This is a genomic window from Nocardia sp. NPDC060255, assembly GCF_042727395.1.
GTDB lineage: Bacteria > Actinomycetota > Actinomycetes > Mycobacteriales > Mycobacteriaceae > Nocardia.
Genome location: NZ_JBHXAU010000014.1, coordinates 60,306 through 75,153 on the forward strand (window position 1 = coordinate 60,306; position 14,848 = coordinate 75,153).

The 14,848-nt window shown below is 66.4% G+C and carries 14 protein-coding genes; 5 read left to right on the forward strand and 9 right to left on the reverse strand.

Going from position 1 to position 14,848, the window contains the following annotated elements; genetic code table 11:
- Nucleotides 1-12 precede the first annotated feature (12 nt).
- On the reverse strand, nucleotides 13-504 hold the full coding sequence (locus tag ACFWF1_RS24800) for a hypothetical protein (RefSeq protein ID WP_379291551.1): 492 nt from the start codon (nucleotides 502-504) through the stop codon (nucleotides 13-15).
- A gap of 99 nt (nucleotides 505-603) precedes the next feature.
- Nucleotides 604-1,245 (reverse strand): NAD(P)-dependent oxidoreductase, encoded by a 642-nt coding sequence (locus ACFWF1_RS24805; RefSeq protein ID WP_379291550.1) that lies wholly within the window; start codon nucleotides 1,243-1,245, stop codon nucleotides 604-606.
- Between the two features lie 108 nt (nucleotides 1,246-1,353).
- Here ACFWF1_RS24805 and ACFWF1_RS24810 point away from each other — a divergent pair, with 108 nt between their 5' ends.
- Nucleotides 1,354-1,848, forward strand: coding sequence for a MarR family winged helix-turn-helix transcriptional regulator (locus ACFWF1_RS24810; protein WP_379291548.1), 495 nt, complete (start codon nucleotides 1,354-1,356; stop codon nucleotides 1,846-1,848).
- Nucleotides 1,849-1,963: 115 nt separating this feature from the next.
- Here ACFWF1_RS24810 and ACFWF1_RS24815 read toward each other — a convergent pair whose 3' ends face one another.
- The 5 genes from ACFWF1_RS24815 to ACFWF1_RS24835 all read right to left on the reverse strand — a co-directional run bounded on the left by ACFWF1_RS24815 (nucleotide 1,964) and on the right by ACFWF1_RS24835 (nucleotide 8,756).
- Nucleotides 1,964-2,428, reverse strand: coding sequence for a hypothetical protein (locus tag ACFWF1_RS24815; protein WP_379291546.1), 465 nt, complete (start codon nucleotides 2,426-2,428; stop codon nucleotides 1,964-1,966).
- A gap of 228 nt (nucleotides 2,429-2,656) precedes the next feature.
- Complete coding sequence (locus tag ACFWF1_RS24820; protein ID WP_379291545.1) at nucleotides 2,657-3,331, reverse strand: L-2-amino-thiazoline-4-carboxylic acid hydrolase; 675 nt, start codon at nucleotides 3,329-3,331, stop codon at nucleotides 2,657-2,659.
- A 216-nt stretch (nucleotides 3,332-3,547) separates the two neighbouring features.
- Nucleotides 3,548-4,588, reverse strand: coding sequence for a methylmalonyl Co-A mutase-associated GTPase MeaB (gene meaB / locus ACFWF1_RS24825; RefSeq protein WP_379291543.1), 1,041 nt, complete (start codon nucleotides 4,586-4,588; stop codon nucleotides 3,548-3,550).
- A complete protein-coding gene (scpA, locus tag ACFWF1_RS24830; RefSeq protein ID WP_379291541.1) occupies nucleotides 4,585-6,879 on the reverse strand; it encodes a methylmalonyl-CoA mutase in 2,295 nt (764 codons plus the stop codon). The genes meaB and scpA overlap by 4 nt, the downstream gene beginning before the upstream one ends.
- A complete protein-coding gene (locus ACFWF1_RS24835; protein WP_379291540.1) occupies nucleotides 6,879-8,756 on the reverse strand; it encodes a methylmalonyl-CoA mutase family protein in 1,878 nt (625 codons plus the stop codon). The genes scpA and ACFWF1_RS24835 overlap by 1 nt, the downstream gene beginning before the upstream one ends.
- 183 nt (nucleotides 8,757-8,939) lie before the next feature.
- Here ACFWF1_RS24835 and ACFWF1_RS24840 point away from each other — a divergent pair, with 183 nt between their 5' ends.
- Entirely contained in the window at nucleotides 8,940-9,635 is a 696-nt protein-coding gene (locus ACFWF1_RS24840; protein ID WP_379291538.1) for a TVP38/TMEM64 family protein, read from the forward strand.
- A 54-nt stretch (nucleotides 9,636-9,689) separates the two neighbouring features.
- Here ACFWF1_RS24840 and ACFWF1_RS24845 read toward each other — a convergent pair whose 3' ends face one another.
- On the reverse strand, nucleotides 9,690-10,592 hold the full coding sequence (locus tag ACFWF1_RS24845; RefSeq protein ID WP_379291625.1) for a S1C family serine protease: 903 nt from the start codon (nucleotides 10,590-10,592) through the stop codon (nucleotides 9,690-9,692).
- A 380-nt stretch (nucleotides 10,593-10,972) separates the two neighbouring features.
- Between ACFWF1_RS24845 and ACFWF1_RS24850 the strand changes: the two genes are divergently transcribed.
- On the forward strand, nucleotides 10,973-11,935 hold the full coding sequence (locus tag ACFWF1_RS24850; RefSeq protein WP_379291537.1) for an NADP-dependent oxidoreductase: 963 nt from the start codon (nucleotides 10,973-10,975) through the stop codon (nucleotides 11,933-11,935).
- Nucleotides 11,936-11,960: 25 nt separating this feature from the next.
- Here the strand turns inward: ACFWF1_RS24850 and ACFWF1_RS24855 are convergent, their stop codons facing one another.
- Nucleotides 11,961-12,239, reverse strand: a complete 279-nt coding sequence (locus ACFWF1_RS24855) for a hypothetical protein (RefSeq protein ID WP_379291535.1) — start codon at nucleotides 12,237-12,239, stop codon at nucleotides 11,961-11,963.
- Nucleotides 12,240-12,980: 741 nt separating this feature from the next.
- Here ACFWF1_RS24855 and ACFWF1_RS24860 point away from each other — a divergent pair.
- Together ACFWF1_RS24860 and ACFWF1_RS24865 are read left to right on the forward strand one after the other, a co-directional pair.
- Nucleotides 12,981-13,805, forward strand: a complete 825-nt coding sequence (locus tag ACFWF1_RS24860) for an amino acid-binding protein (RefSeq protein ID WP_379291534.1) — start codon at nucleotides 12,981-12,983, stop codon at nucleotides 13,803-13,805.
- Nucleotides 13,806-13,929: 124 nt separating this feature from the next.
- A complete protein-coding gene (locus ACFWF1_RS24865; protein WP_379291533.1) occupies nucleotides 13,930-14,808 on the forward strand; it encodes a metal-dependent hydrolase in 879 nt (292 codons plus the stop codon).
- Nucleotides 14,809-14,848: the final 40 nt, after the last annotated feature.

Sequence of the window (14,848 nt, forward strand, 5' to 3'; positions counted from 1 at the left end):
ACGAGCCTCCCGTCAGTACGGGTGCCGCCGGGTCACTCCGTCGGCGTCGGGCAGCGTGACCGTAATGGCATTCACACCATCGTCGTCCCGCCCTGGGTACGCGCCATAGAACACGTCCTCGTCACTTTCCGAATCGCTGACTTCCTCATCGATGTCTCGCGGGCCCCCGACAATTGCCATATCGATACGAACGCCATCCGCTGCGGGCCAACCGATGAGGGCATCCCCGTCTCGCGTGATGAACTCGAGCAACTCCGTCCGAACCTTCTCGACGTACGGCCCTCGCGGGATCCTCTTGTCGAAGTAAAAGCTGACAAGAGACCCCGGACGCAACGCGTGCACGATCTTCACCAGATCCGCACGAGATTCGGCCCTATACCAGTTGGTGGCGCCTGCGGCGTGCGGGATCCGTTCGAGTGCCACCAGTGAGCCGACCTGATCCAGTCGCTCGATTACGCCGCTGCTCGCGACCGTCCGCCAGCAGCTACGTTCCGATTCGGTCATTTGCCCCTTCCTGAGTTCGGTGGCCAGCAGGTGCTATCCACTGTGCGCCACATAAGCTTTCACGCCCATCCCCCTAAGATCGGGGCAGTTGACGCGCAATCAGGCTGCCGCGACCGTGAACCTGGTGCGGCGGTGCGCGGGGTGCTCGGCTTCGTCGAGCAGGGCGACCGCGAAGTCCTCCATCGAGATGGTCGATTCGCCGTTGGAGCAGGTGAGTAGTTCGTCGGCGCCCGTCTGGTAACTGCCGGTGCGCCCGCCCGGTACCAGCTGGGCCGGCGGGCTCAGATAGGTCCAGTCCGCGACGGTTTCGGTTCGGCACAGCGCGAGCTGGTCGGCGCAGGCTTGCGCGATCGGTTGCAATTCCCTTGGAAAGTCCGGTGTTTCGCGCAGCATCAGGCCATCCGCGTCCGGCACCAGCAGCGTCGACGCGCCGCCGACGACCAGTAGGCGGACACCGTTGTGCGCCAATGCCTTCAGAAGCACCGAGGTGATCTCAGGCAATTCGTGCTCCAGTCCGCTTGCCGGACGGGTCGCGGTGATCACGAGATCCTGTCCGGCACTGAGCGTTACGACATCGTCGAGATTCATCGCATCACCGATTCTGACCTCCGCCGCGGCCGGCACCGCGGCCGCACCGGCCGGGTTGCGCATGACCGCGACGACCTCGTGACCGCGCGCCAACGCCTCGGCCACCACCCGGCTGCCCACCTCACCCGTCGCGCCGAACACCGTGATCCGCATGATCAACCTCCACTCATTTCGATTGCTTAGCTCTAAGTAACTTACCTTAGCGCTCAGCAATTCCCACATGAGATACCTCACCATTGAGATATTCGCTAGAGTGCGGTGGTGACCGATCACGTCGACCATGTTCTCGCGCAGTGGCAGGACCAACGCCCAGACCTGGACGTCTCCCCCATGGCCGTGCTCGGGCGACTGTCCAGACTCTCCCAGCTCACCGGTGCCGAGCTGCGCAAAACCTTCACCGCACACGGTCTCGACCCCGCATCCTTCGACGTCCTCGCCACGCTGCGGCGCAGCGAACCGCCGCACAGCCTGACCCCCACCGAGCTGATGCATTCGGCGATGGTCACCTCCGGCGCGATCACCCAGCGCCTGGATCGCCTCGAGGACCGCGGCCTGGTGCGCCGGTCCCGCAGCGAATCCGACGGTCGCGGCATCCGCGTCGACCTCACCGACAGCGGACGCACGCTTATCGACGACGCGCTGCCCGATCACGTCGCCACCGAAGAGCGCCTGCTCGCTCCACTGAACCCGAAGCAACGCGCCGCACTCGCCGACGCGTTGCGCACATTGCTCGAATCCCTAGGCGACGCAACCTAAGTCGATGCCGTGCCGCCGCGCATCAGTTCGACCGATGCGCACGAAATCGCCAGTCGAACCGTACGCGTCGCGCTGAACGGTGCGCATGACGCTGATCAATGCGCGCGAGGCCCGGTCAGGCGGCGGGCAGTGCGGCGGCAAGTGCGCGGATGTAGTTGACGCGCTGCTCGGTGTCGAAGACCTGCGCGCGGTCGGTGATCTTGACTTGGGTCGCGTAGTAGAAGCCGGGGCCCTGGACGCTGACCTGCACGAAGCCCTGGATCTTGTCCTCCTTGACGGCCAGGAACAACAGGCCGAGCAGGCAGAAGACCATCAGCAGCACGGCCAGCACGATCGCGTACGACGGAATGCGCTGGTTGACGCTGGTCTGGTTGGTGACAATCCACGTGGTCCCGGCCAGCGGATGCTGCCCGGAGGGCGTCATGACCTGAGTCGCGGTACACCCGATATCACCGACAGTCACCAGTACCGGCGCCGGAGTGAACGAATTCCACTGCGGCGGAGGCGGTTCCGGACCGGAAGTCCACTGCGGCCGAACCAGCCCCGATTCGGACGGCCGGGCAATCGCTTCATCGGACATCGCCAGCACCTCCTTAGCCCAGCGGAGGGAGGGATCCCCCCGCACACGTCGGCTGGCGAGTCCTCGTCGCCGCATCGTCGCCAGCTGAGGAACCTTCCAATCTACTACTCGTCAATATGGCTCGACAACTAGCAGACCTTCAGCAAATATCCATCGGACGCGATGTTTACGCAGGTAGACCGACCGGCCGAGGCGGCGGGCAGGCCACCGCCCCGGCCGTAGCGACGATCAGCTCTCGGCACGATCCCAATGGAACGGACAGTGCGTCCCGCCGAGCCCGATCGTGGTGGCGCGCTCGAACCGGAAACCGTGCTTCGCCGGATCGATGGCGCCGATCCAGTTCGCGTCGAACTCACACATCACCGGCGTCAGCTCGGATGCCGAGTGCGCAACCAGCACATCGTGATAGAAGCAGCGCACGATATCCAAGTGGTAGCTCTCTTCGTCGTCCACGGTGCGGGCGAAGTCGAATCCGGCACCGAAGGCATACTTTTCGCGCGTCTTCGACACCGCTACCAGCGCGGCGAACGGATCATCGGCGGCGTCGAGCATCGCCCTCGTACCCGCCTGAACGGGCTCCCCGAGCGGTTCGACGAAGGCCGACCGGAGCGCGGCAATGGTGACCTCCCCTCCGAGCCGAGGTCGCAACGCCCGATAGGCGACCACCAACGCGAGCGTCATCTGCAGGTTGTAGCGCGCGGGCTCATCCACGCAACGCCACTCCTCAGCGGCGCACAGTTCGACGAGCGACGCACGCATAGCGGCGAACAGCTCATCGGGCAGATCCGCATCTCGCAAACTCCCCGCGAGATGGTCGAAAAAGGCCTCGACGATCGCCGCCGAGTCGCCCGCCACATCGGGCACATAATCGTCTCCGGCAAGACCGAAGCGGTCGGTGTTCATACTGCGTCCTTTCGAGACATCGCCGGTCTCGAAACACAGCACAACCCCACACAGCAGAGAGTCGGCCGTGCCCGCCACCGACGAGCACGCCAACGCGCTCCACCGACCTACCTGGCGCTGACGATATTCCTGGATAGTCCCGCGGCTGCGGAACATTCGCAGCATCTCACGCCCCGCAACACCTGTCCACTGGTCGTCAACCCCCTCGGGTGAGGGTCAGTGGGTGTCGAAGGCACGGAGGAGTTCTTCGGCGGCCAAGGCGGCGGTGAGGGTGCCGTCGCGGACTTGCTTTTCTACCTGGGCGCGAATGGCTTTCACGTTGGGGTTGTCGGCCAGGCGGCGCAGGAGCTGGTCGTGCACCATGGTCCAGGTCCAGTTGATTTGCTGACGGCGGCGCTTCTCGTCGAATTCGCCTGCGTCGGTGAGGACGCGGCGGTGTTCGAGGACGGTGGCCCAGAACTTGTCCAGGCCAATGCCTTCCAGGCCGCTCATGGTGAGCACCGGTGGGCGCCACAGGGCGTCGTGCGGGTGGATCAACCGCAGCGCGCCCGCGAGCTCGCGGGCGGCCGACTTGGCCTCCAGCTCATGCTTGCCATCGGCCTTGTTGACCGCGACCAGATCGGCGAGTTCCAGCACACCTTTCTTGATGCCCTGCAACTGATCTCCGGTACGCGCCAGGGTGAGGAAGCAGAAGACGTCGACCATATTGGCGACGGTGACCTCGGATTGGCCGACGCCGACGGTCTCCACCAGGATCACGTCGTACCCGGCGGCTTCGAGCAACACGATGGTCTCCCGGGTCGCCTTGGCCACCCCACCGAGAGTGCCCGCCGTCGGCGACGGGCGAATATAGGCGTTGCGCTCCACCGACAATCGCGCCATCCGCGTCTTGTCGCCGAGAATCGAGCCGCCGGTCCGAGTAGAGGACGGATCGACCGCGAGCACCGCGACCCGATGCCCCTTCCCGATCAGATCCATCCCGAGCGCATCGATGAACGTCGACTTGCCGACACCCGGAACACCGGTGATGCCAACACGATTCGAGACCACGGCATCCGCAGAGCTGTGCTTGTCCGGCGTCAGCTGCAGCAGCAACCGCTGCGCCAGATCCCGATGGTCCGCACGTGTCGACTCCACCAACGTGATCGCCCGCGCGAGGGCGGCCCGCTCCCCCGCCCGCACCGCCTTGGCCATCGCATCGACATCGATGGCCCGACTCCGCTCCGCTTTCGCTGGAGCAACGGAATGCTCGCTCATTCGGCCTCGGCGGAACCCTCGGCGCCGCTGCCGTTTTCGGAAGACAGGTCCGGGTGGCCGAGTTCGGTGGCGAGCTTCTTCAGTAGGTCGATGGCGGCGTCGGCGATGACGGTGCCGGGCGGGAAGATCGCCGCGGCACCGGCCTCGTAGAGCGCGTCGAAGTCGCCGGGCGGGATGACGCCGCCGACGATGACCATGATGTCGGGGCGGCCCGCGTCGGCCAGTGCCTGCCGCAGGGCGGGCACCAGCGTGAGATGGCCGGCCGCCAGCGAGGAGACGCCGACGACGTGCACGTCGTTGTCCGCCGCCTGCTGGGCCACCTCTTCAGGCGTCTGGAACAGCGGGCCCACGTCGACGTCGAAGCCGAGGTCGGCGAAGGCGGTGGCGATCACCTTCTGGCCGCGGTCGTGGCCGTCCTGCCCCATTTTCGCGACGAGGATACGCGGGCGGCGACCTTCCGCCTCGGCGAACGCCTCGACGAGATCGCTCGCCTTGGTGATGTTGCTGACCTTCCCTGCCTCGTCGCGGTACACACCGGAGAGGGTACGGATCTCGGCTTGATGCCGGCCGTATACCTTCTCCAGCGCGTCGGAGATCTCGCCGACGGTGGCCTTGGCGCGCGCCGCGTTGATGGCCAGCGCCAGCAGGTTGTTCTCCATGCCACCCTCCGAAGAGGCTGCCGCACGGGTCAATTCGGCCAGCGCCCGTTCGACCTCGGCCGAATCACGATCGGCGCGCAACTGCCGCAGCTTCTCGATCTGCTCGGCGCGCACCCGCGAGTTCTCGACCTTGAGGACCTCGACCTGCTGGTCCTCCTCCGCCTGATACTTGTTGATGCCGATCACCGGCTGCTGACCGGTGTCGATCCGCGCCTGCGTGCGCGCGGCGGCTTCCTCGATGCGCAGCTTCGGGATGCCCTCACCGATCGCCTGCGCCATCCCTCCGTGGGCCTCGACCTCGGCGATGTGCGCGCGAGCCCGGTTGGCCAGCTGATGGGTCAGCCACTCGACGTAATACGAACCGCCCCAAGGATCTACGGGGCGCGTGGTTTTGGACTCCTGCTGGATCACCAGCTGAGTATTACGAGCGATGCGCGCGGAGAAGTCCGTCGGCAGCGCGAGCGCCTCGTCGAGCGCGTTGGTGTGCAGCGACTGGGTGTGCCCCTGGGTCGCGGCCATCGCCTCAATGCAGGTCCGCGCGACGTTGTTGTAGGCATCCTGCGCGGTCAGCGACCACCCCGAAGTCTGCGAATGTGTGCGCAGCGACAGCGATTTCGAACTTTTCGGCTCGAACTTCGCGACCAGCTCGCTCCACAGCAGCCGCCCGGCCCGCAGCTTGGCGACCTCCATGAAGAAGTTCATGCCGATCGCCCAGAAGAATGACAGCCGCGGCGCGAACTTGTCCACCGCCATGCCTGCGTCGATACCGGCCCGGATGTACTCGACACCGTCGGCGAGGGTGTAGGCGAGCTCCAGGTCGGCCGTCGCACCCGCTTCCTGAATGTGGTAGCCGGAGATGGAGATCGAGTTGAACTTCGGCATCTTGGCGCTGGTGAAGGCGAAGATGTCGGAGATGATCCGCATCGACGGCTTCGGCGGGTAGATGTAGGTGTTGCGGACCATGAACTCCTTCAGAATGTCGTTCTGAATGGTTCCGGCCAGCAGCTCCGGTCCGACGCCTTGTTCTTCTGCCGCAACGACATACAGCGCCAGGATGGGCAGCACCGCGCCGTTCATCGTCATCGACACGCTGACCTGGTCGAGCGGGATGTGATCGAAGAGCTGGCGCATGTCGAGAATCGAATCGATGGCGACACCGGCCATGCCGACGTCACCCTGCACGCGCGGATGGTCGGAGTCGTAACCGCGATGGGTGGCCAGGTCGAAGGCGACCGACAGACCCTTCTGCCCGGCCTGCAGATTGCGGCGGTAGAAGGCATTCGAGTCCGCGGCGGTGGAGAAGCCCGCGTACTGACGGATGGTCCACGGCTGGTTGACGTACATCGTCGGGTAAGGCCCGCGCACGAACGGCGCGACCCCGGGCACACTGTCGAGCGGATAGCCCTCGGCGACAACGCCGTCCCGGTCGGCCTTGGTGAACACCGGTGGCACGTCGATGCCTTCGGGCGTGGACCACACCAGCTGTTCGGGCGCGTAGTGGTTGGCCTTCGCGGCCTCGCCGATGAAGGCCTCGACCTGCGCGGAGTCCACAGCGGCGGGCTCGGGCGCGTGCTCGGTGAGCGGCACCTCGGCGAAACTGCCGATCACGTGTTTGATTTGACGAGTAGTCATCAGGCTCCCACCTTCTCCAGCAGGGCGGACAGCGCGGCGACCGCATCGATCTTCGCCGCGAGATATCCGTCCGGGCGCTGCGCGTCCTCGAGCTCGGCGACCGCCTTCGCGGCACCGGCCAGCAACACTGTCTCCACTCCGGCGGCACGCAACTGCTCCACTGCCGCACCGGCTTCCGCGCCGTAACGCTTGTCCGAACCACACAGCACCGCGATCGGCGCACCGGCCTCGGTTGCCGCCGTGGCGATCTCGTCTATCGCCAGCGGCCCGGGATTGATCGACTCGATACCGCCGGAGGCCAGCAGGTTCGCGATGAAAGTCACCCGAACGTTGTGTTCGGCGACCGAACCGAGCGGCACCAGCAGCGCTTTCGGCCGCGCGCCATGCTCGGCCAGATAGGCGTCGGAGCGGTTGCGCAGCGCCTCGAAGGTGGCACCGTAGCGGGCCACCCTATCGTCGTGGCGCGCCGCTTCGGACAGCGGGCGCTCGGCCAGGTTCGGGAATTCGTTCACCCCGGTGACGGACGTCTTCCGGTGTGCGACATCAGCATCGCGCGCCGCCTTGGTCTCGGCGATGCGCTCGGCGAGCAGCCCGGAATCGAGTGCGGCGAGATAACCACCCGCCGCCTCGATTTCCTGCATGAACTCCCACGCCTTCGCGGCGAGCGCGCCGGTCAGGTCCTCGACGTACCAGGAGCCCGCGCCCGGGTCCTGCACGAAGCCGAGGTGGGATTCCTCGAGCAGCAGCAACTGGGTGTTGCGAGCCATCCGGTCCGCGAACGACTTCGAGACGCCGAGCTCACCGGCGGGCAGCGCCGAATCGAAGGTCAGCACGGTGACCGCGTCCGCGCCGCCGACGCCGGCGCCGAACGCCGCGAGGGTGGTGCGCAGCAGGTTCACCCACGGGTCGCGCTGGGTCATCATGGCCGCGGAGGTCACCGCGTGCTGCGGTGCGCCACCGAAATTCGGTGCGCCGCAGGCGTGCGCGACGCGGGCCCAGAGTTGGCGGGCGGCACGGAATTTGGCGACCGTGGCGAACTGGTCATCGGTGGCGGCGAAACGGAAGGTCAGCTGCTCCAACGCATCCGCGATGTCCAGGCCTTCGGTGAGGGCGCGCAGGTAGGTCAGGCCCGCGGCGACGGCGGCACCGAGCTCCTGGGCATCGGAGGCGCCCGCCTTGTGGAACACCGTGCCGTCCACGGTGATCGCGCGCACCGTCTCGGCGCGCGCGACGGCGGTGGCGGCCAATGCCAATGTCTCCGCGAGCGAAGTATCGTCGACTCCTGCGAACCTACTCGTGAGCGGTGCCGCGCCGAGCGAGACGTGAATGTCCTTGCGGGAGGCCGCGTCATAGCCGTCGAGCGCGGTGTACAGGTGCTCGGCCGCATCGGCGGTCGCGGTGCCCGCGTCCAGGGTCACCGGTGCGAGGTCGAACAGCAAACCGGACAGCGCGGCGGGCAGATCGGCGACCGGCACACCGCGCTCGCCGGCACCGAGCCATACGGCGCTGATGCCGTTGCCGAGACCGGCCATGATCTCCCGGTTCACCGCGGCGGCGTCGGCGCCGCCGAAATATGCGCTGACGTGCCAGCCGCGGTGCACGTCGCGGGTGGCGTCGCCGCCCCGGACGAACGGATACGTGCCGGGCAGCGGCTGCTCGGGCAGCTCGTCCTTGCGCGTGTACAGCGGGGCGATGGTCAGCCCGTCGTAGGTCGTCTCATCGAGCAGATGCTCTGGTTCGTCCGGCAGTTCGGCGATCTCGACCCGCCGGACCTTCGCCAGCACCCCGGCCACGCCCTTGCGCCACGCGGCGAACTGCGGCACCGGATCCGCGCCCGTGGGCGCCGATCCCGGTCCGGGCTCTGAAGCAATCGGCATAGCTTGCTGTTCCTCTTCCACTCGACTGCAGGCGCACCCGTGATTGTGTGCCGAAACCGCCGTATTCGCCCAGTTCAGCGACTACTTTGGTTAACGAGCATTCGTCCCGTTTCTTCTGATGCTAGCGGGAACTCCGCAACGCGTTGTCCCCTAGTACCACTACCACCCGGTAATCTGGCCCCGGTGACCAGGCTGATCCGTGACCCGCGCGTGCTCGCGTTGATCGTCGGTGTCGTCGCGTTGTTCGTGGCGGCGATGCTGGTCCCGCTCCCCAGTCCGCGGCAGATCCAAGACTGGGCGACCTCGGTCGGTCCGATCTTTCCGGTGCTGTTCTTCGTGGTGCACGCGCTGGTGACGGTCGCGCCGATCCCGCGCACCGTGTTCACGGTCAGTGCCGGACTGCTGTTCGGTCCCGTGCTCGGCATCGCCCTCGCCGTCGGCGCGACGACGATCAGTGCCGCGCTTGCCATCCTGCTGGTGCGTGCGCTCGATCGCGAGCAGGTCGCGTCCCGACTCACCCATCCGGCCGTGCGCGCCGTCGACGATCGGCTACAGCGCCGCGGCTGGCTGGCCGTCGGCTCGCTGCGCCTGATCGCCGCGGTGCCCTTCTCAGTGATCAACTATTGCTGCGGGCTCTCCTCGATCCGCTTCTGGCCGTACATGATCGCCACGCTGATCGGCGTCCTCCCCGGCACCATCGGGACCGTCATCCTCGGCGACGCCCTCACCGGTACTACGCACCCAGCGCTGATCGTGTTCTCCGCAGTGCTGATCGCGGTCGGCTTGATCGGACTGGTCATAGACACACGCTGGGGCTATCAGGCCGACGAACCGGCCCCGGTCACCGTCGAGCCCACACCGACCGCCGTCGCCGAATAGCCGATCGGCCGCACACGAAATCGCATGCGGCGGGTCAGGCAGCGGGTGGCGCCGTCAGTCGACGGTCAATTCGATCGGCACTGCGATGACGTCGACCATCGCACCGTTGCGCAGGACCGTGACAGGCAGTTTGACACCGATCGCGTCGGCGAAGAGCTGACGCTGAATGCCTTGGGCGTCACGGACTTCGGCGCGGGCGACACTGAGGACCAAGTCGCCGCGGCGCAGGCCCGCCGCTTCCGCGGGGCCGCCGCGGACTACCTCCATGATGCGGACACCGGCGGCTTGACCGGTACGCGCGGCGACAGCGGCGGGCAGCGGTGCGGGCATGCCGACCAGGCCGAGGTAGGCGCGGCGGACCCGGCCTTCGGTGTGCAGAGTCCCGATGATGCGTCGAGTGGTGGCGTTGATCGGAATCGCCAGGCCGAGGCCGATTCCGGCGACGGCGGTGTTGATACCGACTACGCGGCCCGCCGAATCCGACAGTGCCCCACCGGAATTGCCGGGATTGAGCGCGGCATCGGTTTGGATCACGTCTTCGATCACTCGTCCCGCACGGCGTGAGGCGACCGGGACCGCCCGGCCCAGCGCGCTCACCACTCCGGCGGTGACCGAACCGGCGAGACCGAGTGGGCTGCCGACGGCAACCACCAGCTGGCCGACGACGAGTTCGTCCGCGTCGCCCAGCGTGACCGCCCCGGGTGCGCCGTTGCGGGAGCGCAGCACCGCGAGATCCGACAGCGGATCGATGCCGACGACATCGAACTTGGCTTCCACCCCGTCGGCGAACACCACCTCGCCGCCGCTGGCCGACCCGATGACGTGCGCGTTCGTCAGCATGAAACCGTCATCGGTGAACACGACCGCCGAGCCGCTCCCCCGTCTGGTCCGCACGCTGGCCACGTGCGGCGTGACCGACGCGGCAACCCTGGTCACCGTGCGCGAATAGGCATCCATCGCGGCGTCATCGTCCACGTCGACCACCACCCCTGATTACACGTTTGCACCAACCCCTCCAGCATGCCCGCACGACGCCCTGGGCGCACCGTGTTCACCACGGGCACAACCAATCGACGCCGTACCGTCGCCTACCAACCGGCGTTGGCGCCGACCCCTCCGTCGATTGTTGCGTTCAACGCAATATGACTGTGCAAACTATGCACTGGACATCATGCCACCGGCGACAGAGACTGTGTTCATAGCGAACGTAGCTTTCCGGCCGCCCCGATAAGCAGGGGATTCGGGTTCCGTTCAGCGACATCGCATTACGAGACAACATGCATCCACCTGGCCGCTGCGTGCGCAGTGACCGACGAACCAATACAGGAGTGAGCACTATGGCGAGGACCGTACGACCGACGGCTTATGGCACACCGGAGGTCCTCGAGATCGTCGAGACACCCGTCCCGCAGCCTGCCGTCGACGGAGTCGTCGTGGAAGTCCGCGCAGCCGGGGTCAACCCGATCGACTGGAAGGTCTACAGCGGCGCCTTCCACACCGTGGACGACGAACACAAGGATGCCGCCGGGGTCGCGTCGGACCTGCCTCGGCTCGGCATGGAGTGCGCGGGCGTTGTCACGGCCGTCGGTGCGGACGTCACCGGGGTCCAGGTCGGCGATGAGGTCATCGTCTACCCGGCCTCCGGCGCCTATGCCGATTACGTCGCCGCACCCGTCACCGCGCTGATCCCCAAGCCCGCCGAGCTCGGCTGGCCCGAGGCCGGGGCGTTGATGCTCGCGGGCCTCACGGCGACGCACGCCCTGCACGCCGCCGGTGTGGGTGCGGGCGATACCGTCCTCATCCATGGCGCCGCCGGCGGAGTCGGTTTGCTGGCCGTGCAATTGGCCACCGCGCTGGGCGCGACGGTGATCGCCACCGCCGCCGAACGCAATCACGAAGTGCTGCACGGCCTCGGCGCCGTCCCGGTGACTTATGGCAGCGGGTTGCTCGACCGTGTGCGGGCTGCTGCGCCCGATGGCATCACCGCCGCGGTGGACTGCGCGGGCAGCGAGGAAGCGCTCGAAACATCCCTCGAGTTGGTGGCCGACCCGCAGCGCATCGTCTCGATCACCGGCGGTGACGGCCGCTTGGCCGCCGGGATCAAGGTGCTCGGCTATGGGCCGGGCGAGGACGCGGGCACCGAGTTCCGGCAGGCTGCGCGGGCCGAGCTGGCGGCCCGCGCGGGCGCGGGTGAGCTGCGGGTACTGATCGACAACGTCTACCCCCTCGCGGAGGCGGCGAAGGCGCATCAGGCCGGGATCAGCGGACACGCCCCGGGCAAGCTCGTACTTGTCCCGTGATCGAATTCGGCTGGGCCGCAAGGAGTTAGGCGGCGGGACTCATCGTGGCGCCCTCGAAGAACTCCGATTCGGTCATGCCGAGGCGGGTGGTTACCAGCTCGAGCGCCAGCCGGAGGACTTCCTGGGCGGTCGGGGCTACCACCTGGGACTGTTCGAGGCGCGTGGTACCGCATTCGACCCGGACTCGGCAGCGCCAGCCCCCGCCGGTGGCATAGGGCTGGGGGCGGCCGATCAGGACGCTCATTCGGACGCCGTCCCGGAGGAACTCGTTCGTGGCCAGCAGGTCGTCATCTGGGGTGATCATCATGGTCATGTCACGCACGACCCAGCACAGGCAATGTTGCAGCTACAAGTCGGTTCCGCATCGGATACTCCCGGTATTACTCAACAGGCAGGGCACTTACGACTATCCGTTCGCTATGAACGTAGCCCGACACGCGCAACTCCGCAACATTTGAGCAAACATTTCGTCACGAGAGGGTTGACACGCAGGTAACCAGCGGGAAGCCCCGAACCTCGAAACCAGCGAGGGCGGGGCTTCTCCGCAGTTCAGAAGTCACGTCCGACGAAGGTCCCCCACTGGCGATCCCCACAGCGACGCCACCCACTCGCCGGGATCGAGGGCCAGGCCGGGCGAACCGGCAATCGGATTAATCGCCACGGCGGCGATCATCTACGCCGTGGCGAATGCGCCGATACAAACCTCCGGCAAATCCAGTTTCAGCAATCCGGCGATCCCGACGTAAAGATTCATGTCCATATCGTCGAAATGGTTTTGACACCCAAAGCGCGCCATTCCGCCGATTCGCGAAATACATGGACATTCAGCACTATTCGGACCAAGCGAAGGTCGGGCACATCAACGGCGACACACCACGATTGCCACCGACTTTTCCAGTCAATGTGCGCTCCGACACCTACCACCGACCCTGTGTTGAGCATCACCACGTAAACCCCTGCCGCTCAACGGCTTTCCCGCCCGATTTCACCGCTGCGTTACACATTCGGCACGCGATCGGAAATGTTCTGACCGGACGCTGTGCGCATGCGTCCGATGCGATCTCGACATCGTGTACATGTGCTGGCGTGCGATGTTTGCGGCCGTTTGCCGCACCCACGCCGAGCGCGCTTGACGCTGGCCAAATTGGCCGCCGTATTTCCGGTCGAGCTCGCGCTGCATGCGCTGGTCGTCCACTTCGACCCACCTTATTTACTCACCGTGGCCTTGCTGACGATCAGCACCACAACGCTCATCATCTGGGTCGTCGAGCCCTCCGCAACGCGCATGCTCGGCGCATGGCTGCACGGCCCCGAACTCCGTAGCCGCGACGACGTCGACCGCGCGCCCACCCTGTGGCGCATCCGCGTCCGCGTCGACGACCGTCCGGGCCAGCTCGAGGCACTGGCCAGGCACCTGGCCCGTCGCGGCGCCAACATCCTCAATGTCCATGTGCACCAACTCGAATCGGGCGTTCTCAACGAACTGGTCATCGCGGCACCGACCGGCATCAGCCCGGACGCGCTGTCGTCGACGGTCGTACACGCCGGCGGATCCGGGGTCCGCATCTGGCCCGCCTCGGCGTTCGCCCTGATCGACGGTCAGACCAAGGCGCTGGGCATCGCAAGCCGGGTGGCGGCCGATCCCGAGGAACTCCCGCTCGCCATCGCCGAACTGCTCGGCGCCCGCTATCTCACCCCCGGCACCTTCGCCCACCGCGACCTCACGTTCGACGGCACCACTCTGGTCGTGCCGTGGCAGCCCGATCGCCCGCTCATCTTCGTCCGCGCTGACGAACCCTTCACCCCGGCCGAGAACGCCCGCGCCCATCGTCTGACCGACTTGGCGCGCAGCGTTACCAGACACGGCTGACGCACGGTCCCAACAGAATTCCGTCTACCTGCGTCATCGTGAACGCCTCTTGCTCTATCCGTCTGGGACGGTATCGTACTAGTAGTACCGCATACTGACGGTACCGAGCTCAATGAGGTGCGAGATGACCGAGCAAAGTGTGCGAGCCAGGGAACGCACGGGCAGCGGATACCCGAAGGCGCGGCGGATCAGATTTCGCTTCGGCGAGCCGGTGCCGATGTCGAAGTACTACGCGGGCGGCGACATGGTGTTCAGCCACTTCATCGCCGGACTGTCCGCGGGGTTCCCGCCCGGCGAGGAATCGTTCATCCGGTCGGTGCGCCGATTCGCGGACCAGATCACGGATCCGGTGCTCAAGAAGCGGGTGGCCGGGTTCATCGGCCAGGAGGCGATGCACGGCCAGGAACACCGGCGGCTCAACGAGAAGCTGATCGAGATGGGTTATGCCATCGAATGGCTGGACGCACCGGAGGTCGTCGAACGGCAGAAGCGTTTCGAGCAGCGCATCCCGGCGCGGCTGCATCTCGCGGCGACCGCGGCGGCCGAGCACTACACGGCGGTGCTGGCCGAACGCGTGCTGTCCAGTCCGGAGATCCAGGCGCTGGCCGGTGACGAAGAAGTGCGAAACCTGTTGAACTGGCACGCTTTCGAGGAACTCGAGCACAAGTCGGTGGCGTTCGACGTGTACCGCGCGGTCGGCGGCACGGAGATGATGCGCATCCTCACGATGGCGACGTTGGTCGCGCTCACTCTCCCGCTCACCGCCGTCACGCTCACCGTGTCGCTCAGCCGCGACCCCGACGCGCGGCAGTACCCGCTGAGCCTGGCCCGGGAAGCTCTCACGCTGTTCCGCGGGCCGGTGTTCCGCGGCATCGGCCGCGAGCTGGTGCTGTATCTGCGGCCCAACTTCCATCCCGACGACATCGATTCGCGAGAGTTGCTGGAGCACTGGCAGAAAGAGCTCTTCGGCACTGAAGGCAGCCTCGTCGATCACCTGAAGTAGTTACTCATCGCAATCGAATAATCCTGGAATCAACGGAGAT

What these genes read in the sequence shown, in the direction of transcription:
- ACFWF1_RS24845 (WP_379291625.1), bottom strand. Translation starts at nt 10,592, where the DNA reads ATGGATGCCTATTCGCGCACGGTGACCAGGGTTGCCGCGTCGGTCACG.
- ACFWF1_RS24800 (WP_379291551.1), bottom strand. Translation starts at nt 504, where the DNA reads ATGACCGAATCGGAACGTAGCTGCTGGCGGACGGTCGCGAGCAGCGGC.
- ACFWF1_RS24835 (WP_379291540.1), bottom strand. Translation starts at nt 8,756, where the DNA reads ATGCCGATTGCTTCAGAGCCCGGACCGGGATCGGCGCCCACGGGCGCG.
- ACFWF1_RS24805 (WP_379291550.1), bottom strand. Translation starts at nt 1,245, where the DNA reads ATGCGGATCACGGTGTTCGGCGCGACGGGTGAGGTGGGCAGCCGGGTG.
- ACFWF1_RS24855 (WP_379291535.1), bottom strand. Translation starts at nt 12,239, where the DNA reads ATGATCACCCCAGATGACGACCTGCTGGCCACGAACGAGTTCCTCCGG.
- ACFWF1_RS24820 (WP_379291545.1), bottom strand. Translation starts at nt 3,331, where the DNA reads ATGAACACCGACCGCTTCGGTCTTGCCGGAGACGATTATGTGCCCGAT.
- ACFWF1_RS24860 (WP_379291534.1), top strand. Translation starts at nt 12,981, where the DNA reads ATGCGTCCGATGCGATCTCGACATCGTGTACATGTGCTGGCGTGCGAT.
- scpA (WP_379291541.1), bottom strand. Translation starts at nt 6,879, where the DNA reads ATGACTACTCGTCAAATCAAACACGTGATCGGCAGTTTCGCCGAGGTG.
- ACFWF1_RS24865 (WP_379291533.1), top strand. Translation starts at nt 13,930, where the DNA reads ATGACCGAGCAAAGTGTGCGAGCCAGGGAACGCACGGGCAGCGGATAC.
- meaB (WP_379291543.1), bottom strand. Translation starts at nt 4,588, where the DNA reads ATGAGCGAGCATTCCGTTGCTCCAGCGAAAGCGGAGCGGAGTCGGGCC.
- ACFWF1_RS24850 (WP_379291537.1), top strand. Translation starts at nt 10,973, where the DNA reads ATGGCGAGGACCGTACGACCGACGGCTTATGGCACACCGGAGGTCCTC.
- ACFWF1_RS24815 (WP_379291546.1), bottom strand. Translation starts at nt 2,428, where the DNA reads ATGTCCGATGAAGCGATTGCCCGGCCGTCCGAATCGGGGCTGGTTCGG.